The sequence below is a fragment of the Marinobacter alkaliphilus genome (genome assembly GCF_055394375.1).
The window spans coordinates 235378-261765 of the sequence record NZ_AP043751.1 but is presented as its reverse complement, the minus strand read 5'-3'; the positions used below and the strand labels follow the sequence as shown (position 1 = coordinate 261765).

Genomic DNA, 26388 nt, shown 5'->3' with positions numbered 1-26388 from the left:
CCTCGCTGAACAGGCGAATGTGAGCTGGCGTAGCTCAGTTGGTAGAGCAGCTGACTTGTAATCAGCAGGTCGGGGGTTCGATTCCGTCCGCCAGCTCCACTTTAAGTTTTGAGCAGGTTTGCGGTTGCAGATCTGTACGGGAGGGGTTCCCGAGTGGCCAAAGGGATCAGACTGTAAATCTGACGCGAAAGCTTCGCAGGTTCGAATCCTGCCCCCTCCACCACTAATTGCTCGCGGGCATCGTATAGTGGCTATTACCTCAGCCTTCCAAGCTGATGACGTGGGTTCGATTCCCACTGCCCGCTCCAATTTGGTTTCAATGCTCATGTAGCTCAGTCGGTAGAGCACATCCTTGGTAAGGATGAGGTCACCGGTTCAATTCCGGTCATGAGCTCCATTTTTATCCGGTCAACGTTACGATCCTGGTTGATTAGGGAGATTGGTCGAATGTCTAAAGCAAAGTTTGAGCGTAACAAGCCGCACGTAAACGTGGGCACCATTGGTCACGTTGACCATGGTAAGACCACTCTGACAGCCGCCCTGACTCGTGTATGTCACGAAGTATGGGGTACTGGTGAGAGCCGTGCTTTCGATCAGATCGATAACGCACCGGAAGAGCGTGCGCGTGGTATCACCATCGCGACCTCTCACGTTGAGTACGATTCTCCGACCCGTCACTACGCACACGTAGACTGCCCGGGCCACGCGGATTATGTTAAGAACATGATCACCGGTGCGGCCCAGATGGACGGCGCTATCCTGGTTTGCTCCGCAGCTGACGGCCCCATGCCGCAGACTCGTGAGCACATCCTGCTGTCCCGTCAGGTTGGTGTACCGTTCATCGTTGTGTTCCTGAACAAAGCGGACATGGTAGACGATGAAGAGCTGCTTGAGCTGGTAGAGATGGAAGTTCGTGACCTGCTGAGCCAGTACGACTTCCCGGGTGACGACACTCCGATCATCACCGGTTCTGCGCTGATGGCTCTGGAAGGTAAAGACGACAACGAGATGGGTACTACCGCTGTTAAGAAGCTGGTAGAAGCCCTGGACGACTACATCCCTGAGCCGGAGCGTGCGATTGATCAGCCGTTCCTGATGCCGATCGAGGACGTATTCTCCATCTCTGGTCGTGGTACCGTTGTTACCGGTCGTGTAGAGCGTGGCATCATCAAAGTAGGTGACGAAGTGGAAATCGTGGGTATCCGCGACACCACCAAGACCACCTGTACTGGTGTTGAGATGTTCCGCAAGCTGCTGGACGAAGGTCGTGCCGGTGAGAACGTAGGTGTTCTGCTGCGTGGTACCAAGCGTGACGACGTTGAGCGTGGTCAGGTTCTGTGTGTACCGGGCTCCATCAAGCCGCACACCAAGTTCGAGTGTGAAGTGTACGTACTGTCCAAAGAAGAAGGTGGTCGTCATACTCCGTTCTTCAAGGGCTACCGTCCGCAGTTCTACTTCCGGACTACTGATGTAACCGGTTCTTGTGAACTGCCGGAAGGCGTTGAAATGGTAATGCCGGGTGACAACGTGAAAATGACTGTTACCCTGATCGCTCCGATCGCCATGGAAGATGGTCTGCGCTTCGCGATTCGCGAAGGCGGCCGTACCGTTGGTGCCGGCGTGGTCTCCAAGATCATCGAGTAACCTTCGGGTTACTCGTTGTTTGTTGCGCTGAGTTGTTTCGGTGCAGGCCAGTAGCTCAATTGGCAGAGCAGCGGTCTCCAAAACCGCAGGTTGGGGGTTCGATTCCCTCCTGGCCTGCCATTTTTCAACATCCGGATACATAAGTTGATTCCTATGGAGTCAAAAGCCGTTCAGTCAGCCGGCCGTTTCGATACCGTGAAATGGCTGGTTGTTTTCGTTTTGATTGCCGTCGGCGTTGTCGGTAATCAGTACTTCAGTGCCGAGTCCGTGCTATATCGGGTTCTGGCTCTTGTTGCGCTAGGCTTGGTTGCTGCGTTTGTGGCGTTGCAAACCGAGCGGGGGCGGCGTTTTGCCACCCTGTTAAAAGAAGCGCGTGTCGAGATCCGGAAAGTCGTCTGGCCGACCAGGCCAGAGTTGATTCAGACCACCATCATTGTGGTTGTGTTTGTTCTGGTAGTGGCGCTTATTTTGTGGGGCATGGATTCGCTGATCAGTTGGCTGGTCGCCGGATTTATCGGTTAACGGGAGTGGGCAATGGCTAAGCGCTGGTACGTCGTTCATGCGTATTCTGGCTTTGAGAAGCATGTAATGCGCACTCTTAAAGAGCGTGTGGCGCTCGAGCAGATGGAAGACAAGTTCGGCGAAATCCTGGTTCCGACTGAAGAAGTGGTCGAAATGCGGGACGGGAAGAAGCGCAAGAGTGAGCGCAAGTTTTATCCCGGCTACGTACTGGTCCAGATGGAAATGGACGACGCCTCGTGGCATCTTGTCAAGAATACACCTCGGGTACTGGGCTTTATCGGCGGTACCAAAGACAAGCCGGCTCCGATTACTGAGCGCGAGGCTGAGGCTATTCTGCGTCGTGTTGAAAGTGGTGCAGACAAGCCCAAGCCCAAGACGCTGTTCGAGCCAGGTGAAATTGTTCGCGTTGTTGAAGGTCCGTTTGCAGACTTCAACGGTGTGGTAGAAGAAGTCGACTACGATAAGAGTCGAGTGAAGGTTGCCGTTCTTATCTTTGGCCGTTCTACTCCGGTTGAGCTGGAGTTCGGGCAGGTCGAAAAAGACTGATGGCGGCTTTTAAAATTGAAAGCTCGCGCGCTACGGCGACGCGGGCTTTTTGTGTCTGCTTAAAGCAGTTGTGAAAAACCGGGGAGCCGAAAGGCGTTCGAACCCACAGGAGATCTATCATGGCAAAGAAGATTGAAGCCTATATCAAGCTTCAGGTTGCTGCCGGTCAGGCCAACCCGAGTCCCCCCGTTGGTCCTGCGCTGGGTCAGCGTGGTGTTAACATCATGGAATTCTGTAAGGCGTTCAACGCCAAGACACAGGGCATGGAGCCTGGTCTGCCAATTCCGACCGTTATCACCGTTTACAGTGATCGCAGCTTCACATTCATCACCAAGACCCCGCCTGCGCCGGTCCTGCTGAAGAAGGCCGCTGGCATTAAGAGTGGCTCTGGTCGTCCGAACACTGACAAAGTGGGTACGGTTACCCGTGCTCAGCTGGAAGAAATCGCCAAGACCAAAGAGCCGGACATGACTGCTGCCGATATGGAAGCAGCCGTTCGCACCATCGCTGGTACTGCCCGCAGCATGGGCCTGAACGTGGAGGGTCTGTAAGATGGCTAAGCTGAGCAAGCGTCAAAAGCTGATTCGTGAAAAAGTAGACTCCACCCGCGCCTACTCTGTAGACGAAGCGGTTGCGCTGCTGGCCGAACTGGGTCAGAACGTGAAGTTCAAAGAGTCTGTAGACGTAGCGGTTAACCTGGGTGTTGATGCACGTAAATCCGACCAGGTTGTGCGTAGCAGCACTGTTCTGCCTCACGGTACCGGTAAATCCGTGCGTGTGGCTGTGTTCACCCAGGGTGCCAATGCCGAGAAAGCGACCGCGGCCGGTGCCGACATCGTAGGCATGGACGACCTGGCTGATGAAGTCAAAAAAGGCAACATGGACTTCGACGTGGTTATCGCCACTCCGGATGCCATGCGTGTTGTTGGTCAACTGGGCCAGATCCTCGGTCCCCGTGGCCTGATGCCGAACCCGAAGGTTGGCACCGTAACCGCTGATGTTGAGACAGCGGTTAAGAATGCCAAAGCTGGTCAGGTTCGTTACCGTACTGACAAAAACGGCATTATCCACGCTCCGCTGGGTAACGTTGAGTTCTCTGCCCAGAACATCAAGGAAAATCTTGAAGCTCTGGTGGCAGACCTGAAAAAGGCCAAGCCTGCATCGTCCAAGGGTGTGTATCTGAAAAAGATCACCATCTCTTCTACGATGGGTCCTGGTCTGACTATTGATCAGGGTACTCTGAGTCTCTGATTGGTAGTTACTTTGTAGTCTGGGCGGAAGCCAAGGCTGTCAAAGACCGCAGGCCCCCGAAGCCCTTGGTAACAAGGGCTGCAAGGGTTAAAGCAACGCCTGCGCAGACGGTGTGAAGACGTTCTCTCTGAACCCAAACACCGTTAGGCGTCCTCGTTGAGGACAATGATGGGTTTGCCGGCATAACGCTGGCGAAATCGAGGAGAAATCCAGTGGCAATTAGACTCGAAGACAAGAAGGCGATCGTCGCTGAAGTCAACGAGACTGCTGGAGCTGCTCTGTCTGTGGTTTTGGCTGACTACCGTGGTGTCACCTCTGGTGACATGACTGCCCTTCGTGCCAAAGCTCGTGCCGAGAATGTTCGTCTGAAGGTTGTTCGTAACAACCTGGCGAAGATTGCTATCAAAGGTACTGAGTTTGAGTGCATCGATCCGGCGCTGGTTGGCCCGACCATTCTGGCTTTCTCTATGGAAGATCCGGGTGCCGCTGCGCGCTTGCTGAAGGATTTTGCCAAAGAGAAAGAGGCGTTTGAGATCAAGGGTCTGGCTGTCGGCGGTGAGCTGATGGGCGCAGAACAGATCGATCGCCTGGCCACGCTGCCGACGCTGCACGAAGCGTTGACCAAGCTGGCTATTGTTACACAGGCACCAGTTACCAAGCTTGCACGTACCCTGAACGATATTCCGGGCAGGATCACACGTGTTGTAGCTGCAGTCCGCGACCAGAAGCAAGACGCTGCTTGATTCTGTTGAACACCATTTTTTACATTTTCGGAGAAAGTCATGGCTCTGTCTAAAGACGATATTTTGAATGCAATTGCTGAAATGAGCGTAATGGAAGTTGTTGAGCTCGTTGAAGCTATGGAAGAGAAGTTCAATGTTTCTGCTGCCGCTGCTGTTGCCGCTGCACCTGCTGCTGCCGCTGGTGGCGAAGCTGCTGAAGAGCAGACCGAGTTCGACGTAGTTCTGACTGGCGCTGGCGAGAAGAAAGTCAACGTCATCAAGGCCGTTCGTGAGCTTACTGGTCTGGGTCTGAAAGAAGCCAAGGAAATGGTTGACGGCGCTCCTTCTACTGTTAAGGAAGGCGCTAGCAAGGACGAGGCTGAAGAAGCCAAGAAGAAGCTTGAGGAAGCAGGCGCTTCTGTTGAGCTCAAGTAATAGTCGGCTGTTGATCGACACCGTGCGTTAAGCATGGATGGGCTGGTGGCTCTGTGCCACCGGCCTTTTTCTGTTGTATATGCTATAGAGTCTGGTGTGCTTTTACGGGTTAATGTCAGATCTATAACCTACAGCCAGAGTCTTGTTCAAGACGGCGCGATAAGCCGAGCAATTCGGCCCCGAAGCAGAACATTTGATTGCTTCTTGATACCAGGTATCAGGTCTAAAGCTGGGGAATGCAGATGACTTACTCCTACACTGAGAAAAAGCGGATTCGCAAAGATTTTAGTAAATTGCCTTCCGTGATGGACGTCCCCTATTTGCTGTCTATTCAGCTGGATTCGTTCCGGGACTTCCTGCAAATGGAAGCCGCTCCTGAAGACCGCCGGGAAACCGGTCTTCACGCAGCGTTCAAATCCGTATTCCCGATTGTCAGTTACTCTGGCAACGCCGCGCTCGAGTATGTGAGCTATCGAATCGGCGAGCCAGTGTTCGACGTCAAGGAATGTCAGCTCAGGGGCGTTACTTACGCCGCGCCGCTGCGGGTGAAAGTCCGCTTGATCATTTATGACAAGGAATCGTCCAACAAGGCGATCAAGGACATCAAAGAGCAAGAAGTCTACATGGGCGAGATGCCCCTGATGACTGAAAACGGTACCTTCGTGGTCAACGGTACCGAGCGTGTTATTGTTTCCCAGCTGCACCGTTCGCCTGGCGTCTTCTTTGATCACGACAAAGGCAAGACTCACTCCTCCGGCAAGCTGTTGTATTCGGCCCGAGTGATTCCTTACCGTGGTTCCTGGCTTGACTTCGAATTCGATCCGAAGGACTCCGTGTTCGTTCGTATCGACCGTCGTCGTAAGCTGCCTGCGTCGATCCTCCTGCGCGCTCTGGGTTACACCTCTGAGCAGATGCTCGACATGTTCTTCGAAACCAGTAAGTTTGCTCTGGGTGAAGAAGTCTGCAAGCTTGAGTTGGTGCCCAGCCGGCTGCGTGGTGACATTGCGACCTTTGACATCAAAGACAAGGAAGGCAACGTCATTGCTGAAGAAGGCCGCCGTATTACGGCGCGTCACATCAAGCAGTTGGAAAAGGCCGGCATTACCGAGCTGGAAGTTCCCACTGAATACCTGTATGGCCGTGTTCTTGCCAAGGACATGATCGATCAGTCTACCGGCGAAGTGCTGGTGGAATGTAACACCGAGCTGACCGAAGAAGTCATCACCAAGATTCTCGGCGCTGGTGTTAAGGATATTGAAACTCTTTACACCAACGATCTGGATTGTGGTCCGTTCATGTCTGATACCCTGCGTATCGACCCGACCCGAACTCCGTTGGAAGCGTTGGTTGAAATCTACCGGATGATGCGCCCGGGCGAGCCGCCCACCAAGGAATCCGCGGAGAACCTGTTCAACAACCTGTTCTTCTCTGAGGAGCGCTACGACCTGTCCGGCGTTGGCCGGATGAAGCTCAACCGTCGCCTTGGTCGTGACGAGAGCACCGGTGAGGGCACGCTGACCCACGACGATATCATCGACGTGCTGAAAACCCTGATTGCCATTCGTAATGGCCAGGGCCAGGTAGATGATATCGACAACCTGGGCAACCGTCGGGTTCGCTGTGTTGGCGAGATGGCTGAAAACCAGTTCCGGGTAGGCCTGGTACGGGTTGAGCGCGCGGTTCGAGAGCGTCTGAGTCTGGCTGAAAGCGAAGGCCTGATGCCGCAGGACCTGATCAACGCCAAGCCTGTTGCGGCCGCAGTCAAGGAGTTCTTTGGTTCCAGCCAGCTGTCGCAGTTTATGGACCAGAACAATCCGCTGTCTGAGGTAACTCACAAGCGTCGTATCTCCGCGTTGGGTCCGGGCGGTCTGACCCGTGAGCGTGCCGGCTTTGAGGTTCGGGACGTTCACCCGACCCATTACGGCCGTGTGTGTCCTATCGAGACTCCGGAAGGCCCGAACATCGGTCTGATCAACTCGCTGGCAACCTATGCCCGTGCCAACTCCTACGGCTTCCTGGAAAGTCCGTACCGTAGAGTCGTCGACGGCGTGGTGACCGATGAGCTGGTGTACCTGTCTGCGATTGAAGAGAGCAACTATGTGATCGCTCAGGCTAGTGCTGCTACCGATGATGGCAAGCGCCTGACCGACGAGCTGGTTACCGTGCGTCACCAGAACGAATTTACCGTCGCTCCGCCGGAAGCGGTTAACTTCATGGACGTATCTCCGCGCCAGGTTGTATCGGTGGCGGCGTCTCTGATCCCGTTCCTCGAGCACGACGATGCTAACCGGGCCCTGATGGGTGCGAACATGCAGCGTCAGGCGGTTCCGACGCTGAAATCACAGGTTCCGCTGGTCGGCACCGGTGTAGAACGCACCGTTGCCCAGGATTCCGGCGTGTGCGTAACCGCCCGTCGTGGCGGTGTGATTGAAAGCGTGGATGCTGCCCGTATTGTGGTGCGGGTAAACAACGAAGAAACCGAGGCCGGTGATGCAGGTGTGGATATCTACAACCTCACCAAGTACACCCGCTCTAACCAGAACACCTGTATCAACCAGCGCTCCATCGTGCGTCAGGGCGATGTGATTGCCCGCGGCGACGTGCTGGCAGATGGTCCCTCTGTGGATCTGGGTGAGCTGGCGCTGGGCCAGAACATGCGCATCGCGTTCATGCCCTGGAACGGTTACAACTTCGAGGACTCCATCCTGATCTCCGAAAAGGTGGTTCAGGAAGACCGGCTGACCACGATCCACATTCAGGAACTGACCTGTGTGGCCCGTGACACCAAGCTGGGTAGTGAAGAAATCACTGCGGATATTCCGAACGTTGGTGAAAGCGCGCTGTCCAAGCTGGATGAGTCCGGTATTGTCTACATCGGTGCGGAAGTTGGCCCGGGCGACATTCTGGTGGGTAAGGTCACGCCGAAAGGTGAGACCCAGCTGACACCGGAAGAGAAGCTGCTGCGTGCGATCTTTGGTGAAAAGGCCTCTGACGTTAAAGATACCTCTCAGCGCGTTCCGACCGGCACCCGCGGAACGGTTATTGATGTTCAGGTATTCACCCGTGACGGTATCGAAAAAGATGCCCGCGCTCAGTCCATCGAGAAAGAGCAGCTCGATCAGTACCGTAAGGATCTGAAAGACGAGTACCGCATTGTCGAAGGCGCTACCTATGAGCGTCTGACTGCAGCACTCAACGGCCAGGAAGTGATCAGTGGCCCGGGTCTGAAGAAGGGCGCCAAGCTTGATGAAGCCTATCTGGCCGATCTGCCGCGTCCGGACTGGTTCAAGCTGCGCATGAAAGACGAAGCTCTGAACGAACTTCTGGAGAAATCCGAGCAGGGTCTGGAAGATCGCAAGAAAGAGCACGAAGCCCGCTTCGACGACAAGAAAGGCAAGCTGCAGCAGGGCGATGACCTTGCTCCGGGTGTGCTGAAAATCGTCAAGGTTTACCTGGCCATCAAGCGTCGCATCCAGCCGGGTGACAAGATGGCCGGTCGTCACGGTAACAAGGGTGTTATCTCCGCGGTAATGCCGATTGAGGATATGCCTTACGACGAAAACGGCACCACCGTTGATATCGTGCTCAACCCGCTGGGTGTTCCTTCGCGGATGAACGTTGGTCAGGTTCTGGAAACCCACCTGGGCGCAGCCGCCAAGGGGCTGGGTGAAAAGATCAGCCGGATGCTGGAAGAGCAGCGTAAAGTGGCTGAACTGCGCAAGCTGTTGGATGAGATCTACAACCACTCAGATGAAGTGACCAAGGTTGATCTCGACAGCTTGAGCGACAAGGAAATCCTGGAGCTGTGCGGTAACCTGCGCGACGGTGTCCCGATGGCAACGCCGGTCTTTGACGGTGCCAAGGAAGCCGAGGTCAAGCGTATGCTTGAGCTGGCCGACATGGATACCAGTGGTCAGGTCAAGCTGTACGACGGCCGCACCGGTGATGCATTTGACCGTCCGGTGACTGTGGGCTACATGTACATGCTCAAGCTCAACCACTTGATCGATGACAAGATGCACGCTCGTTCCACCGGCTCCTACAGCCTGGTGACCCAGCAGCCGCTGGGTGGTAAGGCTCAGTTCGGTGGTCAGCGTTTCGGTGAGATGGAAGTCTGGGCTCTGGAGGCATACGGTGCCGCCTATACCCTGCAGGAAATGCTTACCGTCAAGTCTGATGACGTCAACGGTCGGACCAAGATGTACAAGAACATTGTCGATGGTGATCATCGTATGGAGCCGGGCATGCCCGAATCCTTCAACGTTCTCGTCAAGGAAATCCGCTCGTTGGGTATCGACATCGAGCTGGAATCCGAGTGAGCCGAATTGTTTTTGGCAGCGTGAGCGGGCACCTCGTGTGCCCGCCCGAGATTAACGCCATCCGGAGCTTTTACTGATGAAAGATTTGCTGAATCTTCTCAAGAGCCAGAATCAGAGCAAGGAATTCGACGCCATCCGTATCGGACTGGCTTCGCCTGACATGATTCGTTCCTGGTCTTTTGGCGAAGTAAAAAAGCCTGAGACCATTAACTACCGTACCTTCAAGCCGGAGCGTGACGGTCTTTTCTGTGCCAAGATTTTCGGCCCGATCAAAGACTACGAGTGCTTGTGCGGAAAATACAAGCGTCTGAAGCATCGCGGCGTTATCTGTGAAAAGTGCGGTGTTGAAGTCGCACTGGCCAGCGTGCGCCGTGAGCGTATGGGCCATATCGAGCTGGCCAGCCCGGTCGCTCACATCTGGTTCCTGAAGTCATTGCCGTCCCGTATTGGCCTGATGCTGGACATGACCCTGCGCGATATCGAACGGGTTCTGTACTTTGAATCCTTCATCGTTATCGATCCGGGTATGACCACCCTGGAGAAGGGCCAGTTGCTGAATGACGAGCAGTACTATGAGGCCCTGGAAGAATTCGGTGACGAGTTCGACGCCCGTATGGGTGCCGAGGCCATCAAAGAGTTGCTCGAAGCTATCGATCTGCAGGCGGAAGTTGACGCCCTGCGGGAAGAGATCCCCCAGACCAACTCCGAGACCAAGATCAAGAAATTCAGCAAGCGCCTGAAAATTCTTGAGGCGTTCCTGTACTCCGGTAACAAGCCGGGCGACATGGTGATGACCGTTCTGCCGGTTCTGCCGCCCGATCTGCGCCCGCTGGTCCCCCTGGACGGTGGCCGTTTTGCCACTTCCGACCTGAACGATCTGTACCGTCGGGTCATTAACCGGAACAACCGTCTCAAGCGCCTGCTGGAGCTGAACGCTCCGGATATCATCGTGCGCAACGAGAAGCGTATGCTGCAGGAAGCGGTTGACGCCCTGCTGGATAACGGTCGTCGTGGTCGGGCCATCACCGGCACCAACAAGCGCCCGCTGAAGTCCCTGGCTGACATGATCAAGGGTAAGCAGGGTCGTTTCCGTCAGAACCTGCTGGGTAAGCGAGTCGACTACTCTGGCCGTTCCGTGATCGTGGTGGGTCCGTACCTGCGCCTGCACCAGTGCGGTCTGCCCAAGAAGATGGCCCTGGAGCTGTTCAAGCCGTTCATTTTCTCCAAGCTTGAGCACCGTGGCCTGGCGACCACCATCAAGGCCGCCAAGAAAATGGTCGAGCGCGAGGAAGGCGTGGTCTGGGATATCCTGGACGAAGTCATCCGCGAGCACCCGATCCTGCTGAACCGTGCGCCCACCCTGCACCGTCTGGGCATCCAGGCGTTCGAGCCGGTTCTGATCGAAGGTAAAGCGATCCAGCTGCACCCGCTGGTGTGTGCGGCTTACAACGCCGACTTCGACGGTGACCAGATGGCGGTACACGTACCGCTGACCCTGGAAGCCCAGCTTGAAGCCCGTGCGTTGATGATGTCCACCAACAACGTGCTGTCTCCAGCGAACGGTGAGCCGATCATCGTACCGTCTCAGGATGTGGTATTGGGTCTGTATTACATGACCCGCGAGCGCCACGCTGCCCTGGGTGAAGGCATGGTGTTTGCTGATGTCAAAGAAGCCCATCGTGCCTATGGTGCCGGCAAGGTTGACCTGCAGGCGAAGGTCAAGGTGCGGGTTAAGGAAGTGGCCTACGCCGAAGATGGCAGCAAGTCCGAAGCCTACCGTGTGGTTGATACCACCGTTGGCCGTGCTTTGTTGTTTGATATCGTTCCTGACGGCTTGCCGTTCGAGATCGTCAACCGTCCTATGGTCAAGAAGGCGATTTCCAACCTGATCAACACCTGTTATCGGGACGCCGGCCTGAAAGATACGGTCATCTTTGCTGACCAACTGATGTACATGGGTTACCACTATGCAACCCGTTCCGGTATCTCTATCGGCTTCAACGACTTCGAGATTCCGCCGGAGAAGTATGAGCTGGTTGATGCGGCGTCTGACGAAGTAAAAGACATCGAGAACCAGTACGCATCCGGTCTGCTGACCCAGGGTGAGAAGTACAACAAGGTGATCGATATCTGGTCCCGCGCCAACGATAAAGTGTCCAAGGCGATGATGGAGCGTCTGTCCAAAGAGCAGGTTATTGGTCCTGACGGCCAGCCTGTGAAGGGTGAAGACGGCGAAGACCTGATGCAGGAATCCTTCAACTCCGTCTACATGATGGCCGATTCCGGTGCGCGGGGTTCCGCTGCCCAGATTCGTCAGTTGTCCGGTATGCGTGGTCTGATGGCCAAGCCGGATGGCTCCATCATCGAAACGCCGATTACCGCGAACTTCCGTGAAGGTCTGAACGTACTCCAGTACTTCATCTCCACCCACGGTGCTCGTAAAGGTCTGGCGGATACTGCACTGAAGACCGCGAACTCCGGTTACCTGACCCGTCGTCTGGTTGACGTGTCCCAGGACCTGGTGGTGACCGAGGAAGACTGCGGTACCGATGAAGGTCTGCTGATGACGCCGCACATTGAAGGTGGCGACGTTGTTGTGCCGCTGGGTGATCGTGTTCTGGGGCGTGTGACAGCCCGTGACGTATTCACCCCAACCGACAAGGACAACGCTGTTGTTCCGGCCGGCACTTTGCTGGACGAGAAAACCGTCGAGATGGTCGAGCGCGCCGGTGTGGATGAGATCTGGGTTCGCTCTGCGATTACCTGTGAGACTCGTCACGGCATCTGCTCCAAGTGTTACGGCCGCGATCTTGCCCGTGGTCACCGTGTTAACGTGGGTGAGGCCGTCGGTGTTATCGCTGCCCAATCCATCGGTGAGCCAGGCACCCAGCTGACCATGCGGACCTTCCACATTGGTGGTGCGGCCAGCCGGGCCTCCGCCGTGGATAACATTCAGGTCAAGCACGGCGGCACGGTACGTCTGCACAACCTGAAGTCCATCGAGAAGACCGATGGCTCCCTGGTTGTGGTGTCCCGTTCTTCGGCCCTGGCGATTGCCGACGAGCAGGGTCGTGAGCGCGAGTGGTACAAGCTGCCCTACGGTGCCGTTCTGTCTGTGAAGAACGGTGACGTGGTTGAGGCCGGCGTTGTAGTTGCCAAGTGGGATCCGCACACGCATCCGATCATCGCCGAAGCGAAAGGCACGGCCAAGTTTGTCAACATGGAAGAGGGCATTACTGTCCGTACCCAGGCTGACGAGCTGACCGGTCTGTCCACCATGGAAGTGATTGACCCGAAAGAGCGTCCTGCTGCTGGTAAGGACATTCGTCCGGCTATCCAGCTGATTGACGATGCGGGTGAAGAAGTAGAACTGCCAGGCGGTGGTACCGCGATCTTCTTCCTACCGGCTAACGCGCTGGTGACCATGGCTAATGGCGCGAAGATCGAGCTGGGTGACGTAGTTGCCCGTATTCCGCAGGAAAGCTCGAAGACCCGGGACATCACCGGTGGTCTGCCGCGGGTTGCCGACCTGTTCGAGGCTCGTCGCCCGAAAGAGTCTGCCATCCTGGCGGAAATCAGTGGTGTGGTGTCTTTCGGTAAAGAGACCAAAGGCAAGAAGCGCCTGGTCATCACGCCGAAAGATGACGATGCCTACGAGGTTCTGATTCCGAAGCATCGCCAGCTCAACGTTTTCGAAGGTGAAACGGTTGAGAAGGGTGAGGTGATTTCCGACGGTCCGTCCAACCCGCACGACATCTTGCGTCTGCTGGGTGTGGTCGAGCTGGCCAAGTACATCACCAACGAAATCCAGGACGTGTACCGCCTGCAGGGCGTTGTCATCAACGATAAACACATCGAGGTTATCGTTCGGCAGATGCTGCGCAAGGTGGAAATTACCGATCCGGGTGATACCACCCTGCTGTCTGGCGACCAGGTGGAAATCACTCAGGTGCTGGAAGAGAACGAAAAGGCGAATCGGGCGGACAAAGAGCCAGCCAGGTTCGAGCGTCTGCTGCTTGGTATTACCAAGGCATCGCTGGCCACCGAATCGTTCATTTCTGCGGCTTCGTTCCAGGAAACCACCCGGGTCCTCACCGAAGGTGCGGTGACCGGTAAGCGTGACTTCCTGCGTGGCCTGAAAGAAAACGTTGTGGTTGGCCGGTTGATTCCGGCGGGTACTGGTCTGGCTTACCACAGCGAACGTCGTCGCAAGCGTGACCTGGAAGAGCAGGGCGTGACCGCGGCAGATGTTGAAGAAGCTCTGAGCGCGGAGCTCAACCGAGAAGGTTGATTGCCGGCGTGCCATTCTCGGGGTAGTTACTTATCCCGAGGGTGGTTAAAAAGAGAACAGTCATCTTGACTGAGTCGGGGCGCAGGCTTACACTTGCGTCCCTTAAATTTTACCCCCTGCACAGGGGGTAAGTTTCATTGGTATGGTTTTTTGGAGTTTGCTTACATGGCAACGATTAATCAGTTGGTGCGTAAGCCTCGTAAGCGCAAGGTAGCCAAGAGCGATGTTCCTGCTCTCCAGGCTTGTCCTCAGCGCCGTGGTGTGTGCACTCGTGTGTACACCACAACGCCGAAGAAGCCGAACTCAGCACTTCGTAAAGTGTGCCGTGTTCGTCTGACCAACGGCTTCGAGGTTTCCTCTTACATTGGTGGTGAAGGTCACAACCTTCAGGAGCACAGTGTTGTGCTGATCCGTGGCGGTCGAGTAAAAGACCTTCCGGGTGTGCGCTATCACACTGTTCGCGGTACTTTGGATACCCAAGGTGTTCAGAACCGTAAGCAGGGCCGCTCCAAGTACGGTGCAAAACGACCCAAGTCCTGATGTCCCGAGCGGGTGTCTTTTATCGTTGCTTGTAAGAACGGTAAGAGTAAGGCTGAGTAGCATTTGGCTATCTCAGGGGTTCCTGAAGACCTTTTAGATATAAGGGCTTATCGATGCCTAGAAGAAGAGTTGCAGCAAAGCGGGAAATCATTCCCGATCCTAAATTCGGCAGTGCACGTCTTGCCAAGTTCATCAACCATGTGATGGAAAGCGGTAAGAAGTCGGTTGCAGAGCGCATTGTTTACGGTGCTCTGGATATCGTTGCCGAGAAATCTAAAGAAGAGCCGATCGAAATGTTCGAGAAGGCCCTGGAGAACATCCAGCCGATGGTTGAGGTTAAGTCCCGTCGTGTGGGTGGTGCTACTTACCAGGTGCCGGTAGAAGTTCGGCCTTCCCGTCAGAACGCGTTGGCGATGCGCTGGCTCGTTGAATATTCCCGGAAGCGCGGTGAGAAGAGCATGGCGCAGCGTCTGGCTGGCGAAATTCTTGATGCGGCCGATAGCAAGGGTGCCGCAGTGAAGAAGCGCGAAGACGTGCATCGCATGGCAGAAGCCAACAAGGCATTCTCTCACTTCCGTTTCTAACAAGCCGAGGTTTATATCGTGGCACGCAAGACTCCTATCAAACGTTACAGAAACATTGGTATCTGTGCGCACGTGGATGCGGGCAAGACTACTACCACCGAGCGTATTCTTTATTACACCGGTCGTAGTCACAAGATGGGTGAGACCCATGACGGCGCTTCCACTACAGACTGGATGGAGCAGGAGCAGGAGCGTGGTATCACCATCACGTCTGCCGCTGTTACAACCTTCTGGCAGGGTATGGACAAGCAGTATCCCGAGCACCGTATCAACATCATCGACACCCCGGGGCACGTTGACTTCACCATCGAAGTAGAGCGTTCCCTGCGTGTTCTTGATGGTGCCGTGGTTGTGTTCTGTGGTTCCTCAGGTGTTGAGCCGCAGTCCGAGACTGTATGGCGCCAAGCCAACAAGTATGAAGTTCCCCGCATGGTTTTCGTCAACAAAATGGACCGTGCAGGCGCCAACTTCATGCGCGTTGTTGAGCAGATTCGTAACCGTCTGGGTGCTATCACTGTGCCCATCCAGCTGCCGATCGGCGCCGAAGACGATTTCGAGGGTATCGTGGATCTGCTTCGCATGAAGGCAATCTACTGGAACGAAGCTGATCAGGGTATGACCTACGAGCTTCGCGATATTCCTGAGTCCATGGTTGCTGAGGCCGAGAAAGCGCGCGAGCAGATGATCGAAGCCGCCGCTGAAGCCAACGAAGAGTTCATGGAGAAATACCTCGAAGGCGAAGAGCTGACCTACGAAGAAATCAAGCAGGGTCTGCGTACTCGTACCATCGCCAACGAAATCGTTCTGGCTACCTGTGGTTCTGCGTTCAAGAACAAGGGCGTGCAGGCGGTGCTGGATGCGGTCATCGAATTCCTGCCGGCCCCGGATGAGGTTAAAGCCATCCGCGGTGAGGTGGATGACGAGGGTACCGAGGAAACCCGTCCGGTTGACGACGATGCTCCGTTCGCCGCTCTGGCGTTCAAGATCGCTACCGACCCGTTCGTGGGTACGCTGACGTTCTTCCGGGTTTACTCCGGTAAGCTTGAGTCCGGTAACGCGGTATTCAACTCCGTGAAGGGCAAGAAAGAGCGTGTGGGCCGTATGGTTCAGATGCACGCCAACGACCGTGAAGAGATCAAAGAAGTTCTGGCGGGCGACATCGCGGCTGCGATCGGCCTGAAGAACGTGACCACGGGTGACACCCTGTGTGATGAGAACAACAGAATTGTTCTTGAGCGCATGGAGTTCCCGGAGCCGGTTATCTCCGTTGCGGTTGAGCCGAAGTCGAAAGCCGACCAGGAAAAGATGGGTGTTGCTCTGGGTAAGCTGGCCCAGGAAGATCCGTCATTCCGTGTTCGCACCGACGAAGAGTCCGGCCAGACCATCATCTCCGGTATGGGTGAGCTTCACCTGGATATCATCGTTGACCGTATGCGTCGCGAGTTCAAGGTAGAAGCAAATATCGGTAAGCCGCAGGTTGCTTACCGTGAGTGCATCCGCAAGCCGGTTGACGTTGAAGGTAAGTTCGTTCGTCAGTCTGGTGGTCGCGGTCAGTACGGTCACGTAAAAGTGAAGTTGGAGCCGCTGCCTCTGGATGATGAAGATGCTGAAAACTTCATCTTCGTAAACGAGATCGTTGGTGGTGTGGTTCCCAAGGAATACATCCCGGCGGTTCAGCAGGGTATCGAAGAGCAGATGCAGAACGGCTGTCTGGCCGGCTATCCGCTGCTGGGTATCAAGGCGACGCTGTACGATGGTTCCTACCACGACGTTGACTCCAACGAGATGGCGTTCAAAATCGCTGGTTCCATGGCGATGAAGAAAGGCGCCCTCGAAGCGAATCCTGCCCTTCTTGAGCCGATCATGAAGGTTGAGGTTGTTACCCCTGAAGATTACATGGGTGACGTTGTTGGCGACCTGAACCGTCGTCGCGGCCTTGTGCAGGGTATGGATGAAGGCCCTGCGGGCAAGGTCATCCGTGCTGAAGTTCCGTTGTCGGAGATGTTCGGTTACGCCACCGACCTGCGTTCTGCAACACAGGGTCGGGCGTCTTATGCGATGGAGTTCTCCCGCTATATGGAAGCTCCTTCGAACATTGCCGAAGCGATCATTAAAAAGGGTTGATCCCCAGGACTTAAGAAACAGGAAGAGGTGTAACCGTGTCTAAAGCAAAGTTTGAGCGTAACAAGCCGCACGTAAACGTGGGCACCATTGGTCACGTTGACCATGGTAAGACCACTCTGACAGCCGCCCTGACTCGTGTATGTCACGAAGTATGGGGTACTGGTGAGAGCCGTGCTTTCGATCAGATCGATAACGCACCGGAAGAGCGTGCGCGTGGTATCACCATCGCGACCTCTCACGTTGAGTACGATTCTCCGACCCGTCACTACGCACACGTAGACTGCCCGGGCCACGCGGATTATGTTAAGAACATGATCACCGGTGCGGCCCAGATGGACGGCGCTATCCTGGTTTGCTCCGCAGCTGACGGCCCCATGCCGCAGACTCGTGAGCACATCCTGCTGTCCCGTCAGGTTGGTGTACCGTTCATCGTTGTGTTCCTGAACAAAGCGGACATGGTAGACGATGAAGAGCTGCTTGAGCTGGTAGAGATGGAAGTTCGTGACCTGCTGAGCCAGTACGACTTCCCGGGTGACGACACTCCGATCATCACCGGTTCTGCGCTGATGGCTCTGGAAGGTAAAGACGACAACGAGATGGGTACTACCGCTGTTAAGAAGCTGGTAGAAGCCCTGGACGACTACATCCCTGAGCCGGAGCGTGCGATTGATCAGCCGTTCCTGATGCCGATCGAGGACGTATTCTCCATCTCTGGTCGTGGTACCGTTGTTACCGGTCGTGTAGAGCGTGGCATCATCAAAGTAGGTGACGAAGTGGAAATCGTGGGTATCCGCGACACCACCAAGACCACCTGTACTGGTGTTGAGATGTTCCGCAAGCTGCTGGACGAAGGTCGTGCCGGTGAGAACGTAGGTGTTCTGCTGCGTGGTACCAAGCGTGACGACGTTGAGCGTGGTCAGGTTCTGTGTGTACCGGGCTCCATCAAGCCGCACACCAAGTTCGAGTGTGAAGTGTACGTACTGTCCAAAGAAGAAGGTGGTCGTCATACTCCGTTCTTCAAGGGCTACCGTCCGCAGTTCTACTTCCGGACTACTGATGTAACCGGTTCTTGTGAACTGCCGGAAGGCGTTGAAATGGTAATGCCGGGTGACAACGTGAAAATGACTGTTACCCTGATCGCTCCGATCGCCATGGAAGATGGTCTGCGCTTCGCGATTCGCGAAGGCGGCCGTACCGTTGGTGCCGGCGTGGTCTCCAAGATCATCGAGTAATCTGCTCGTTTGATCAGGAAAAAGGGGCTGACTGGTTCAGCCCCTTTTTCTGTTTAAGTCGCAAAGTCTGCCTGACCTCCGTCAATATCAATGATGTTGACAGGGTTGGGTATTATGCATACAATGCGGCTCCTTTTTTTGAAGGTCGGCTAACTAGTAGCTGCTACGAGTGGAGTTTGGTGCATCATGCAAAGCCAAAAGATTCGAATCCGGTTGAAGGCGTTTGATTATCGCCTGATCGACCAGTCCACGCAGGAGATCGTCGATACCGCCAAGCGGACCGGCGCTCAGGTGCGTGGTCCTATTCCTCTGCCGACGCGCAAGGAAAAGTACACGGTATTGATCTCTCCGCACGTCAATAAAGACGCGCGTGATCAGTATGAAATTCGTACCCACAAGCGTTTGCTCGACATTGTTGAGCCGACGGAGAAGACAGTGGATGCTCTGATGAAACTGGACCTGGCAGCAGGTGTAGACGTTCAGATCAGCCTCGGCTAATACCGCCCGGTATTAGTCTGTGTAACTGTCACAGGCCATAGAGGGTGCAAGCCCCGTACACTTAAGAGGTGAAACATGGCAATTGGTGTTGTCGGTCGTAAGGCCGGTATGACCCGTATTTTTACGGACGAGGGGCAGGCATTGCCCGTAACGGTAATCGAGGTTGAGCCCAACCGCATTACCCAACTGAAAACTCTCGAAAACGACGGCTACCGCGCTGTGCAGGTAACCGTAGGTTCTCGTCGTGCCTCCCGCGTGAGCAAGGCTGCTGCTGGTCACTTTGCGAAAGCAGGTGTTGAAGCTGGTCGTGGCGTGTGGGAATTTCGTCTGGCTGATGGCGAAGGTGAAGACCTGGCTGCAGGCGGCGAGCTGACAGTCTCTGTGTTTGAAGACGGTCAGGTGGTTGATGCCACTGGTCAGTCCAAAGGTAAGGGCTTCCAGGGTGGTGTCAAGCGCTGGAACTTCTCCATGCAGGACGCTACTCACGGTAACTCCCTGTCTCATCGTGCTCCGGGTTCTATTGGTCAGAACCAGACTCCGGGCAAGGTATTCAAGGGTAAAAAGATGGCCGGTCAGATGGGTAACGCGCAGGTCACTGTGCAGAACCTGAAAATCGTCCGTGTCGATGCCGAGCGCAACCTGCTGCTGGTAAGTGGTGCCGTACCTGGTGCGACTGGCGGCGACGTTGTCATCAAGCCTGCAGTTAAAGCCTGAGGAGCGGTGCGATGGAATTGACAATTACTGGTAGCGGCAAGGGGATTTCTGTTTCCGACGCTGCGTTTGCCAAAGATTTTAATGAAGCACTGGTGCACCAGGTGGTAACTGCCTACATGGCAGCTGGCCGTCAGGGTACCAAGGCTCAGAAAACACGTTCCGAAGTCAGTGGCGGTGGCAAGAAGCCGTGGCGTCAGAAGGGCACCGGTCGCGCTCGTGCGGGCACCATTCGTAGCCCGATCTGGCGTTCAGGCGGCGTAACTTTTGCGGCCAAGCCCCGTGATTTCGAACAGAAAGTTAACCGCAAGATGTATCGTGCGGCTATGTGTTCCATTCTTTCCGAGCTGGTCCGTCAGGAGCGTCTGGTGGTTGTTGACGATATGAACGTCGACAGTCCCAAGACCAAGGCGTTCACCGCCAAGCTGAAGGATCTGGGCGTATCTAACGCTCTGATTCTTTCCGATAGCGTTGAGCAGAACCTGCACCTGGCTTCCCGCAACATTCCTCACGTGGATGTTCGCGACGTGGCAGGTCTGGATCCGGTCAGCCTGGTTGCCTACGAGAACGTTGTGGTAACTGTTCCCGCTCTGAAGAAGATCGAGGAGATGCTGGGATGAATCAGGAACGTATTTATAAGGTCCTGCTGGGGCCGCACGTATCAGAGAAAGCGTCTCTGGCAGCCGAGCGTGGTCAGGTGGTATTCCGTGTAGCACCAGACGCCACCAAGCCGGAGATCAAGAAAGCCGTTGAGCAGCTGTTCAACGTCACCGTCGAAGGTGTTCAGGTTCTGAACCGTAAGGGTAAGCTCAAGCGCACTATCCGCGGGTTCGGCAAGCGTAATGACATTCGTAAGGCTTACGTCAAGCTGGCAGAAGGTCAGGACATCGATTTTCTGGATGTGGAATAAGGTAAAGGGGTCGTAATATGCCGATCGTCAAAACCAAGCCAACATCTGCCGGACGCCGTCACGTTGTAAAACTTTACAACCCGGATCTGCACAAAGGACGTCCTTACGAGCCGTTGGTAGAAACTAAGAGTAAGTCAGGTGGTCGTAACAACGCTGGCCGCATTACTACTCGTCACATTGGTGGTGGCCACAAGCAGCACTACCGTGTAATTGATTTCAAGCGGACTAAAGATGGTATCCCGGCGGTTATTGAGCGCCTGGAATATGATCCTAACCGCTCTGCGCACATCGCGCTGCTGAAGTACTCCGATGGCGAGCGTCGCTACATTATCGCTCCCAAAGGTATGAAGGCAGGTGATCCTGTGCGGTCCGGCGTCGACGCGCCGATTAAGGTGGGCTCCACTCTGCCGCTCCGGAACATTCCGGTTGGTTCTGTGATCCACTGCGTCGAACTCAAGCCTGGCAAAGGTGCCCAGCTGGCTCGCTCCGCGGGCGCATCCGTACAGCTGGTAGCTCGGGAAGGGGCTTATGCCACTATCCGCCTGCGTTCAGGTGAAATGCGTAAGGTGCTTGTAGATTGCCGTGCAACGCTGGGTGAAGTATCCAACAGCGAGCACAGCCTCAAGCAGCTTGGTAAAGCGGGTGCATCACGTTGGCGCGGTAAACGTCCAACAGTACGTGGTGTTGCTATGAACCCAGTTGACCACCCACATGGTGGTGGTGAAGGGCGTACCTCTGGCGGGCGTCACCCGGTTACTCCGTGGGGTGTTCCGACCAAAGGGCATAAGACTCGTAAGAACAAACGTACTGACAAGATGATAGTACGTCGTCGTTCAGCCAAGTAAACGACTACATAGAGGTAAATGCTGTGCCACGTTCTTTGAAGAAAGGTCCTTTTATAGACCTGCATCTGTTGAAGAAGGTCGAGGCAGCTCTGGAAACAAGTGACAAGCGGCCGATCAAAACCTGGTCCCGCCGGTCAACAATCTTTCCGGAGATGGTAGGCCTGACCATTGCAGTCCACAACGGCAAGCAGCACGTGCCGGTTTATGTCACCGAAGATATGGTCGGACATAAACTGGGTGAGTTCGCGGCAACGCGTACTTATCGTGGTCATGCGGCCGACAAGAAAGCTAAACGCTGATTGTGAGGTAATAGAAATGGAAGTAGCAGCCAAGTACAAGGGCGCTCGCCTCTCAGCTCAGAAAGCACGTCTTGTTGCCGACCAGGTACGCGGCAAGGCTGTTGAGGACGCCCTGAACATTCTGACTTTCAGCCCTAAGAAGGCAGCGGTTGTGATCAAGAAAGCTCTTGAATCCGCCATTGCCAACGCTGAGCACAACGAAGGTCTGGACGTAGATGATCTGCGGGTTTCCACCGTCATGGTGGATGAGGGCCCAACGCTCAAGCGAATCAAAGCTCGAGCCAAGGGGCGCGCTGACCGTATTTTCAAGCGCACCTGTCATATCACCGTCAAGGTCGCCGACAAGTAGGAGATGCTCAGATGGGTCATAAAGTAAATCCAACCGGCATGCGCCTGGGTGTGATCAAAGAGCACAACTCAGTGTGGTATGCCGACAAGAAGGACTACGCGAAGAATCTGCTGAATGATATTCAGGTTCGCGAGTTCCTGGACAAGCGTCTGGTTAAGGCGTCTGTCAGCAAGATCGTGATCGAGCGCCCTGCTCAGAACGCCCGGATCACGATCCATACCGCCCGCCCCGGTATTGTTATCGGTAAGAAGGGTGAAGATGTTGACCGTCTGCGTCGCGAAGTCAGCGACATGATGGGTGTGCCTGTGCACATCAACATCGAAGAAGTCCGCAAGCCGGACCTGGATGCCCGCCTGGTAGCGCAAAACGTTGCCGGTCAGCTGGAGCGTCGTGTGATGTTCCGTCGCGCTATGAAGCGTGCGGTTCAGAACGCCATGCGTCAGGGTGCCAAGGGTATCAAGATTCAGGTTGGCGGTCGTCTTGGGGGTGCTGAAATCGCACGTTCCGAGTGGTATCGCGAAGGTCGTGTACCTCTGCACACATTACGTGCAGATATTGATTATGCAACCTATGAAGCGCACACCACTTACGGCGTTATCGGCGTAAAGGTATGGATCTTCAAAGGTGAGATTCTTGGTGGTATGGAGCAGGTCCGTGCTGACAAGAAAGCCTCTGGGAAGAAAGGTTCTAAGTAAAGGGGCACTCTTATGCTGCAACCAAAACGCACCAAATTCCGCAAGGTAATGAAAGGCCGTAACACCGGTCTTGCTCACCGCGCCAACAAGGTGAGCTTCGGTGAATACGGATTGAAAGCGACCAGTCGCGGGCGTATAACTGCGCGCCAGATTGAGGCGGCACGTCGTACTATGACACGTCGTATCAAGCGGGGCGGTAAGATCTGGATCCGGGTTTTCCCGGACAAGCCGATCACCGGTAAGCCGCTTGAAGTACGGATGGGTAAAGGTAAAGGTTCTGTCGAGTATTGGGTGGCTGAAATTCAGCCAGGCCGTATGTTGTATGAGATGGAAGGTGTTTCCGAGGAAATCGCTCGTGAGGCCTTCACTCTTGCAGCGGCCAAACTGCCGGTACAGACCACCTTTGTAACGAGGACGGTGATGTGATGAATGCAACAGAGCTGCGTGAAAAGTCAGTCGAGGAGCTGAACAAAGAGCTGATCGACCTCCTGAAGGAGCAGTTCAACCTGCGCATGCGCAAAGCGACAGGTCAGCTGAATCAGTCTCACCTCCTCGGCAAGGTGAAGCGCGATATCGCTCGCGTTAAAACGGTATTGAATGAAAAGGCAGGACAGTGACATGACCGAAGCTACCCAAACTGCCAGAACTCTGAGCGGCAAGGTCGTGAGCAACAAGATGGACAAGTCCATCGTGGTCCTGGTTGAGCGTCAGGTGAAACATCCTCTGTACGGCAAGTACATGAAGCGCTCGACCAAGATCCATGCGCACGATGAAAGCAATCAGTGCAACATCGGCGACATCGTAACCATTCAGGAAACCCGCCCGGTCTCCAAGACCAAAAGCTGGGCCCTGGTGGAAGTCACCGAACGCGCGTCCAAGGTGTAATTCGCCCGGAGAACAACCATGATTCAGACTCAAACAATGCTTGAAGTCGCGGATAACAGTGGTGCACGTCAGGTTATGTGCATCAAGGTCCTGGGCGGATCTCACCGGCGTTATGCGAGCGTTGGGGATATCATCAAGGTAACCGTTAAGGAAGCCATCCCCCGCGGTAAGGTGAAGAAAGGCCAGGTCCTCAAGGCTGTTGTAGTACGTACCCGTAAGGGTGTGCGTCGTCCGGACGGTTCATTGATCCGTTTTGACGGTAACGCGGCGGTACTTCTGAACAATCAGGACGCTCCCATTGGTACCCGTATCTTCGGACCGGTTACCCGTGAACTGCGTAACGAGAAGTTCATGAAGATTATCTCACTGGCACCCGAAGTACTTTAAAGGACCAGAGGCCGGTTATGAAAAAGATCAAACGAGATGACGAAGTAATCGTCACCACGGGGAAAGACAAAGGCAAACGTGGTAAAGTCCTGAAGGTTCAGGACGACGGCCGTGTGATTGTTTCTGGCATCAATATGATGAAGAAGCACACCAAGCCGAACCCGATGCTCGGCACCCCGGGTGGTATCGTCGAAAAAGAAGCGCCTATCCAGGCTTCCAACGTGGCTATTTTTAATCCGCAGACCGGCAAAGCCGATCGTGTTGGCTTCCAGACCAAGGAAGACGGCAGCAAAGTGCGGATCTTCAAGTCCACGAACGAAGCTGTCGATAACCAGTAAGCGGTGGTGGTTACGATGCTTAACATGAAAGAGCAGTACACTAAGGAAGTGGTACCCGCCCTGCAGAAAGAGTTCGGTTACAAGAACGTTATGCAGGTGCCGCGTATCGAGAAAATCACCCTGAACATGGGTGTTGGCGAAGCGGTTGGTGACAAAAAGCTGATTGAAAACGCGGTGGCGGATCTTGAGCGCCTGGCGGGTCAAAAAGCGGTTGTTACCAAGGCACGCAAATCCGTAGCGGGTTTCAAAATCCGTGAAGGTTGGCCGATTGGCTGTAAGGTGACCCTGCGCGGTGAGCGTATGTGGGATTTCTTTGATCGCCTGGTGCACATTGCGGTTCCCCGCATTCGTGACTTCCGCGGTCTGAACCCGAAATCCTTCGACGGTCGCGGTAACTACAGCATGGGTGTTCGTGAGCAGATCATCTTCCCTGAGATCGAGTACGACAAAGTCGACAAGATCCGCGGGCTGGATATCACCATCACCACCACTGCCGGTACCGACGACGAAGGTCGCGAACTGTTGAAAGCCTTTGGCTTTCCGTTCAAGAAATAAGGAACGAGTGACATGGCGAAGGTTTCAATGAAAAACCGTGAGCTCAAGCGCGAAAAGACTGTGGCTAAATTCGCAGCCAAGCGCGCCGAGCTCAAGGCGATTATCAAAAACCCGAATACCAGCGAAGAAGATCGTTGGAACGCGCAAATGAAGCTGCAACAGCTGCCTCGTGATGCGAGTCCCTCACGTCTTCGGAATCGTTGCCAGGTGACTGGTCGTCCCCACGGCGTTCTGCGCAAGTTCGAACTGTCACGGATCAAACTCCGTGAGTACGGCATGCGCGGTGACGTTCCGGGCCTGACCAAGGCAAGCTGGTAAGATAGGTCGCCTGACTTCGGTCAGGTGCCTGTTGGTAAGCGGTGCGGCACGCCGCTGCACAACTAAAAAGATCAGGAGCCTCATACTAATGAGTATGCAAGACACGCTTGCGGATATGTTTACCCGTATCCGTAATGCCCAGATGGCATCGAAAGCTGATGTGACGATGCCGTCTTCAAAAATGAAGGTCTCCGTGGCCCAGGTCCTTAAGGACGAAGGCTACGTAGCAGATTTTTCTGTTTCAGCTGACGCGAAGCCCGAGCTGACCATCACTCTGAAATACTTCGGCGGCAAGCCGGTTATCGAAGAGATCAAGCGGGTCAGCCGTCCGAGTCTGCGCCAGTACAAAGGCGCTGGGGAACTGCCGAAGGTTTCCGGCGGTCTGGGAGTCGCGATTGTCTCAACGTCCAAGGGCGTTATGACAGACCGCGCCGCACGTGCTGCAGGCGTGGGTGGCGAAGTCATCTGCACCGTATTCTAGGAGATACACATGTCCAGGGTTGCCAATAATCCTGTCGTGCTGCCTTCCGGTGTTGAGGTTAAGCTGAACGGACAGGAAATTAATGTGAAGGGCTCCAAGGGAGCTCTCCAATTCACCATTCACCAAGCGGTTGAAGTGAAGCAGGAAGAGGGTTCTCTTCGCTTTGCGGCCCGCGATGGTGCGAAACAGTCCCGCGCTCTTGCTGGTACTACTCGTGCGCTGGTTAACAACATGGTTACCGGCGTATCCACAGGCTGGGAGCGTAAGCTGCAGCTGACGGGCGTAGGTTATCGTGCGCAGGCGCAAGGTAAGAAGCTCAATCTGACACTGGGTTTTTCTCACCCGGTTGAGTACGAGCTGCCCGAGGGTGTTACCGCTGAAACTCCGTCCAATACGGAAGTTGTGATTCGCGGTATCGACAAGCAACAGGTTGGCCAGGTCGCTGCTGAAATCCGCGCGTTCCGTCCGCCCGAGCCTTATAAGGGCAAGGGTGTTCGTTATGCGGATGAGCAGGTCAGACGCAAAGAAGCCAAGAAGAAATAAGGCGGGACTATGAGCGCGAATAACGAAAGATTGCGTCGCGCACGCAAAGTGCGCATGAAGATCCGTGAACTGGGTACCGACCGTCTGTGCGTTCACCGCACGCCGCGTCATATGTACGCCCAGGTTACGACTGCAGATGGCAGCAAAGTGCTGGCCACTGCCTCCACGTTGGATAAGGAACTGCGCCAGGGTGCAACCGGTAACGTGGACGCTGCCAAGAAGGTCGGTCAGCTGATTGCTGAGCGTGCCAAGGCGGCAGGCATTGAGAAGGTCGCTTTTGACCGCTCAGGTTACCGTTATCACGGTCGTGTACAGGCTCTGGCCGACGCAGCCCGTGAAGCTGGCTTGCAATTCTAAGAGGTGG

General features: G+C 55.1%; 31 protein-coding genes and 5 tRNA genes. All 36 read left to right on the top strand.

Annotation, left to right across the window (positions count from 1 at the left end; all coding sequences use genetic code 11):
• The first annotated feature begins 23 nt into the window (after positions 1 to 23).
• The 36 genes from ACZ5Q2_RS01245 to rplR all read left to right on the top strand — a co-directional run bounded on the left by ACZ5Q2_RS01245 (position 24) and on the right by rplR (position 26381).
• Positions 24 to 99: transfer RNA gene (locus ACZ5Q2_RS01245), tRNA-Thr, on the top strand.
• 40 nt (positions 100 to 139) lie between these two features.
• Positions 140 to 223 (top strand) — tRNA-Tyr (locus ACZ5Q2_RS01240).
• A gap of 10 nt (positions 224 to 233) precedes the next feature.
• A tRNA-Gly gene (locus ACZ5Q2_RS01235) sits at positions 234 to 308 on the top strand.
• 13 nt (positions 309 to 321) lie between these two features.
• Positions 322 to 397 (top strand) — tRNA-Thr (locus ACZ5Q2_RS01230).
• A gap of 50 nt (positions 398 to 447) precedes the next feature.
• Positions 448 to 1644: an elongation factor Tu gene (gene tuf / locus ACZ5Q2_RS01225; protein WP_068351550.1), complete on the top strand. Its 1197-nt coding sequence runs from the start codon at positions 448 to 450 to the stop codon at positions 1642 to 1644.
• 44 nt (positions 1645 to 1688) lie between these two features.
• A tRNA-Trp gene (locus ACZ5Q2_RS01220) sits at positions 1689 to 1764 on the top strand.
• A gap of 33 nt (positions 1765 to 1797) precedes the next feature.
• Complete coding sequence (gene secE, locus ACZ5Q2_RS01215; RefSeq protein ID WP_072678396.1) at positions 1798 to 2166, top strand: preprotein translocase subunit SecE; 369 nt, start codon at positions 1798 to 1800, stop codon at positions 2164 to 2166.
• 12 nt (positions 2167 to 2178) lie between these two features.
• The gene (gene nusG / locus ACZ5Q2_RS01210; protein ID WP_432210532.1) at positions 2179 to 2712 is read left to right on the top strand and encodes a transcription termination/antitermination protein NusG; all 534 of its coding nucleotides are present in this window, start codon (positions 2179 to 2181) and stop codon (positions 2710 to 2712) included.
• A 119-nt stretch (positions 2713 to 2831) separates the two neighbouring features.
• Positions 2832 to 3263 (top strand): 50S ribosomal protein L11, encoded by a 432-nt coding sequence (gene rplK / locus ACZ5Q2_RS01205; RefSeq protein WP_058092380.1) that lies wholly within the window; start codon positions 2832 to 2834, stop codon positions 3261 to 3263.
• A gap of 1 nt (position 3264) precedes the next feature.
• The gene (rplA, locus tag ACZ5Q2_RS01200; RefSeq protein WP_058092379.1) at positions 3265 to 3963 is read left to right on the top strand and encodes a 50S ribosomal protein L1; all 699 of its coding nucleotides are present in this window, start codon (positions 3265 to 3267) and stop codon (positions 3961 to 3963) included.
• 212 nt (positions 3964 to 4175) lie between these two features.
• Positions 4176 to 4706: a 50S ribosomal protein L10 gene (gene rplJ, locus ACZ5Q2_RS01195; protein WP_061333835.1), complete on the top strand. Its 531-nt coding sequence runs from the start codon at positions 4176 to 4178 to the stop codon at positions 4704 to 4706.
• A gap of 39 nt (positions 4707 to 4745) precedes the next feature.
• Positions 4746 to 5120: a 50S ribosomal protein L7/L12 gene (gene rplL, locus ACZ5Q2_RS01190; RefSeq protein ID WP_061333837.1), complete on the top strand. Its 375-nt coding sequence runs from the start codon at positions 4746 to 4748 to the stop codon at positions 5118 to 5120.
• A 242-nt stretch (positions 5121 to 5362) separates the two neighbouring features.
• Positions 5363 to 9439: a DNA-directed RNA polymerase subunit beta gene (rpoB, locus tag ACZ5Q2_RS01185; RefSeq protein WP_061333843.1), complete on the top strand. Its 4077-nt coding sequence runs from the start codon at positions 5363 to 5365 to the stop codon at positions 9437 to 9439.
• A 76-nt stretch (positions 9440 to 9515) separates the two neighbouring features.
• The gene (gene rpoC / locus ACZ5Q2_RS01180) at positions 9516 to 13730 is read left to right on the top strand and encodes a DNA-directed RNA polymerase subunit beta' (RefSeq protein ID WP_061333839.1); all 4215 of its coding nucleotides are present in this window, start codon (positions 9516 to 9518) and stop codon (positions 13728 to 13730) included.
• 165 nt (positions 13731 to 13895) lie between these two features.
• On the top strand, positions 13896 to 14270 hold the full coding sequence (gene rpsL, locus ACZ5Q2_RS01175) for a 30S ribosomal protein S12 (RefSeq protein ID WP_012139854.1): 375 nt from the start codon (positions 13896 to 13898) through the stop codon (positions 14268 to 14270).
• A 113-nt stretch (positions 14271 to 14383) separates the two neighbouring features.
• Positions 14384 to 14854, top strand: coding sequence for a 30S ribosomal protein S7 (gene rpsG / locus ACZ5Q2_RS01170; RefSeq protein ID WP_011784243.1), 471 nt, complete (start codon positions 14384 to 14386; stop codon positions 14852 to 14854).
• A gap of 18 nt (positions 14855 to 14872) precedes the next feature.
• Positions 14873 to 16978 carry an elongation factor G gene (gene fusA / locus ACZ5Q2_RS01165; RefSeq protein WP_061333841.1) on the top strand — a complete coding sequence of 702 codons (2106 nt, stop codon included), beginning with the start codon at positions 14873 to 14875 and terminating at the stop codon, positions 16976 to 16978.
• Between the two features lie 35 nt (positions 16979 to 17013).
• The gene (gene tuf, locus ACZ5Q2_RS01160; RefSeq protein ID WP_068351550.1) at positions 17014 to 18210 is read left to right on the top strand and encodes an elongation factor Tu; all 1197 of its coding nucleotides are present in this window, start codon (positions 17014 to 17016) and stop codon (positions 18208 to 18210) included.
• Positions 18211 to 18396: 186 nt separating this feature from the next.
• Positions 18397 to 18708, top strand: a complete 312-nt coding sequence (rpsJ, locus tag ACZ5Q2_RS01155) for a 30S ribosomal protein S10 (protein ID WP_004580743.1) — start codon at positions 18397 to 18399, stop codon at positions 18706 to 18708.
• Positions 18709 to 18783: 75 nt separating this feature from the next.
• On the top strand, positions 18784 to 19422 hold the full coding sequence (gene rplC, locus ACZ5Q2_RS01150) for a 50S ribosomal protein L3 (protein WP_058089994.1): 639 nt from the start codon (positions 18784 to 18786) through the stop codon (positions 19420 to 19422).
• Positions 19423 to 19433: 11 nt separating this feature from the next.
• Positions 19434 to 20039: a 50S ribosomal protein L4 gene (gene rplD, locus ACZ5Q2_RS01145; RefSeq protein WP_061333569.1), complete on the top strand. Its 606-nt coding sequence runs from the start codon at positions 19434 to 19436 to the stop codon at positions 20037 to 20039.
• The gene (gene rplW / locus ACZ5Q2_RS01140) at positions 20036 to 20329 is read left to right on the top strand and encodes a 50S ribosomal protein L23 (protein ID WP_008174862.1); all 294 of its coding nucleotides are present in this window, start codon (positions 20036 to 20038) and stop codon (positions 20327 to 20329) included. The genes rplD and rplW overlap by 4 nt, the downstream gene beginning before the upstream one ends.
• Positions 20330 to 20346: 17 nt before the next feature.
• Entirely contained in the window at positions 20347 to 21174 is an 828-nt protein-coding gene (rplB, locus tag ACZ5Q2_RS01135) for a 50S ribosomal protein L2 (protein ID WP_058089996.1), read from the top strand.
• Positions 21175 to 21197: 23 nt separating this feature from the next.
• Positions 21198 to 21473 carry a 30S ribosomal protein S19 gene (gene rpsS, locus ACZ5Q2_RS01130; RefSeq protein WP_061333570.1) on the top strand — a complete coding sequence of 92 codons (276 nt, stop codon included), beginning with the start codon at positions 21198 to 21200 and terminating at the stop codon, positions 21471 to 21473.
• A 16-nt stretch (positions 21474 to 21489) separates the two neighbouring features.
• A complete protein-coding gene (gene rplV / locus ACZ5Q2_RS01125) occupies positions 21490 to 21822 on the top strand; it encodes a 50S ribosomal protein L22 (RefSeq protein WP_008940674.1) in 333 nt (110 codons plus the stop codon).
• 11 nt (positions 21823 to 21833) lie between these two features.
• Positions 21834 to 22517 carry a 30S ribosomal protein S3 gene (rpsC, locus tag ACZ5Q2_RS01120; RefSeq protein WP_058089998.1) on the top strand — a complete coding sequence of 228 codons (684 nt, stop codon included), beginning with the start codon at positions 21834 to 21836 and terminating at the stop codon, positions 22515 to 22517.
• Between the two features lie 12 nt (positions 22518 to 22529).
• Positions 22530 to 22943, top strand: coding sequence for a 50S ribosomal protein L16 (rplP, locus tag ACZ5Q2_RS01115; RefSeq protein ID WP_044387654.1), 414 nt, complete (start codon positions 22530 to 22532; stop codon positions 22941 to 22943).
• On the top strand, positions 22943 to 23134 hold the full coding sequence (gene rpmC / locus ACZ5Q2_RS01110; protein ID WP_058089999.1) for a 50S ribosomal protein L29: 192 nt from the start codon (positions 22943 to 22945) through the stop codon (positions 23132 to 23134). The genes rplP and rpmC overlap by 1 nt, the downstream gene beginning before the upstream one ends.
• A gap of 1 nt (position 23135) precedes the next feature.
• On the top strand, positions 23136 to 23402 hold the full coding sequence (rpsQ, locus tag ACZ5Q2_RS01105; protein ID WP_044387650.1) for a 30S ribosomal protein S17: 267 nt from the start codon (positions 23136 to 23138) through the stop codon (positions 23400 to 23402).
• Between the two features lie 18 nt (positions 23403 to 23420).
• Complete coding sequence (rplN, locus tag ACZ5Q2_RS01100) at positions 23421 to 23789, top strand: 50S ribosomal protein L14 (protein WP_007154005.1); 369 nt, start codon at positions 23421 to 23423, stop codon at positions 23787 to 23789.
• A gap of 17 nt (positions 23790 to 23806) precedes the next feature.
• Positions 23807 to 24127, top strand: coding sequence for a 50S ribosomal protein L24 (gene rplX, locus ACZ5Q2_RS01095; RefSeq protein WP_061333571.1), 321 nt, complete (start codon positions 23807 to 23809; stop codon positions 24125 to 24127).
• Between the two features lie 15 nt (positions 24128 to 24142).
• A complete protein-coding gene (gene rplE, locus ACZ5Q2_RS01090; protein ID WP_058090001.1) occupies positions 24143 to 24682 on the top strand; it encodes a 50S ribosomal protein L5 in 540 nt (179 codons plus the stop codon).
• Between the two features lie 12 nt (positions 24683 to 24694).
• Complete coding sequence (gene rpsN, locus ACZ5Q2_RS01085) at positions 24695 to 25000, top strand: 30S ribosomal protein S14 (protein WP_058090002.1); 306 nt, start codon at positions 24695 to 24697, stop codon at positions 24998 to 25000.
• 88 nt (positions 25001 to 25088) lie between these two features.
• Complete coding sequence (rpsH, locus tag ACZ5Q2_RS01080; RefSeq protein WP_058090003.1) at positions 25089 to 25481, top strand: 30S ribosomal protein S8; 393 nt, start codon at positions 25089 to 25091, stop codon at positions 25479 to 25481.
• A gap of 9 nt (positions 25482 to 25490) precedes the next feature.
• Positions 25491 to 26024 (top strand): 50S ribosomal protein L6, encoded by a 534-nt coding sequence (gene rplF, locus ACZ5Q2_RS01075; RefSeq protein ID WP_058090004.1) that lies wholly within the window; start codon positions 25491 to 25493, stop codon positions 26022 to 26024.
• A gap of 9 nt (positions 26025 to 26033) precedes the next feature.
• Positions 26034 to 26381, top strand: coding sequence for a 50S ribosomal protein L18 (gene rplR / locus ACZ5Q2_RS01070; RefSeq protein ID WP_011784258.1), 348 nt, complete (start codon positions 26034 to 26036; stop codon positions 26379 to 26381).
• Positions 26382 to 26388 lie beyond the last annotated feature (7 nt).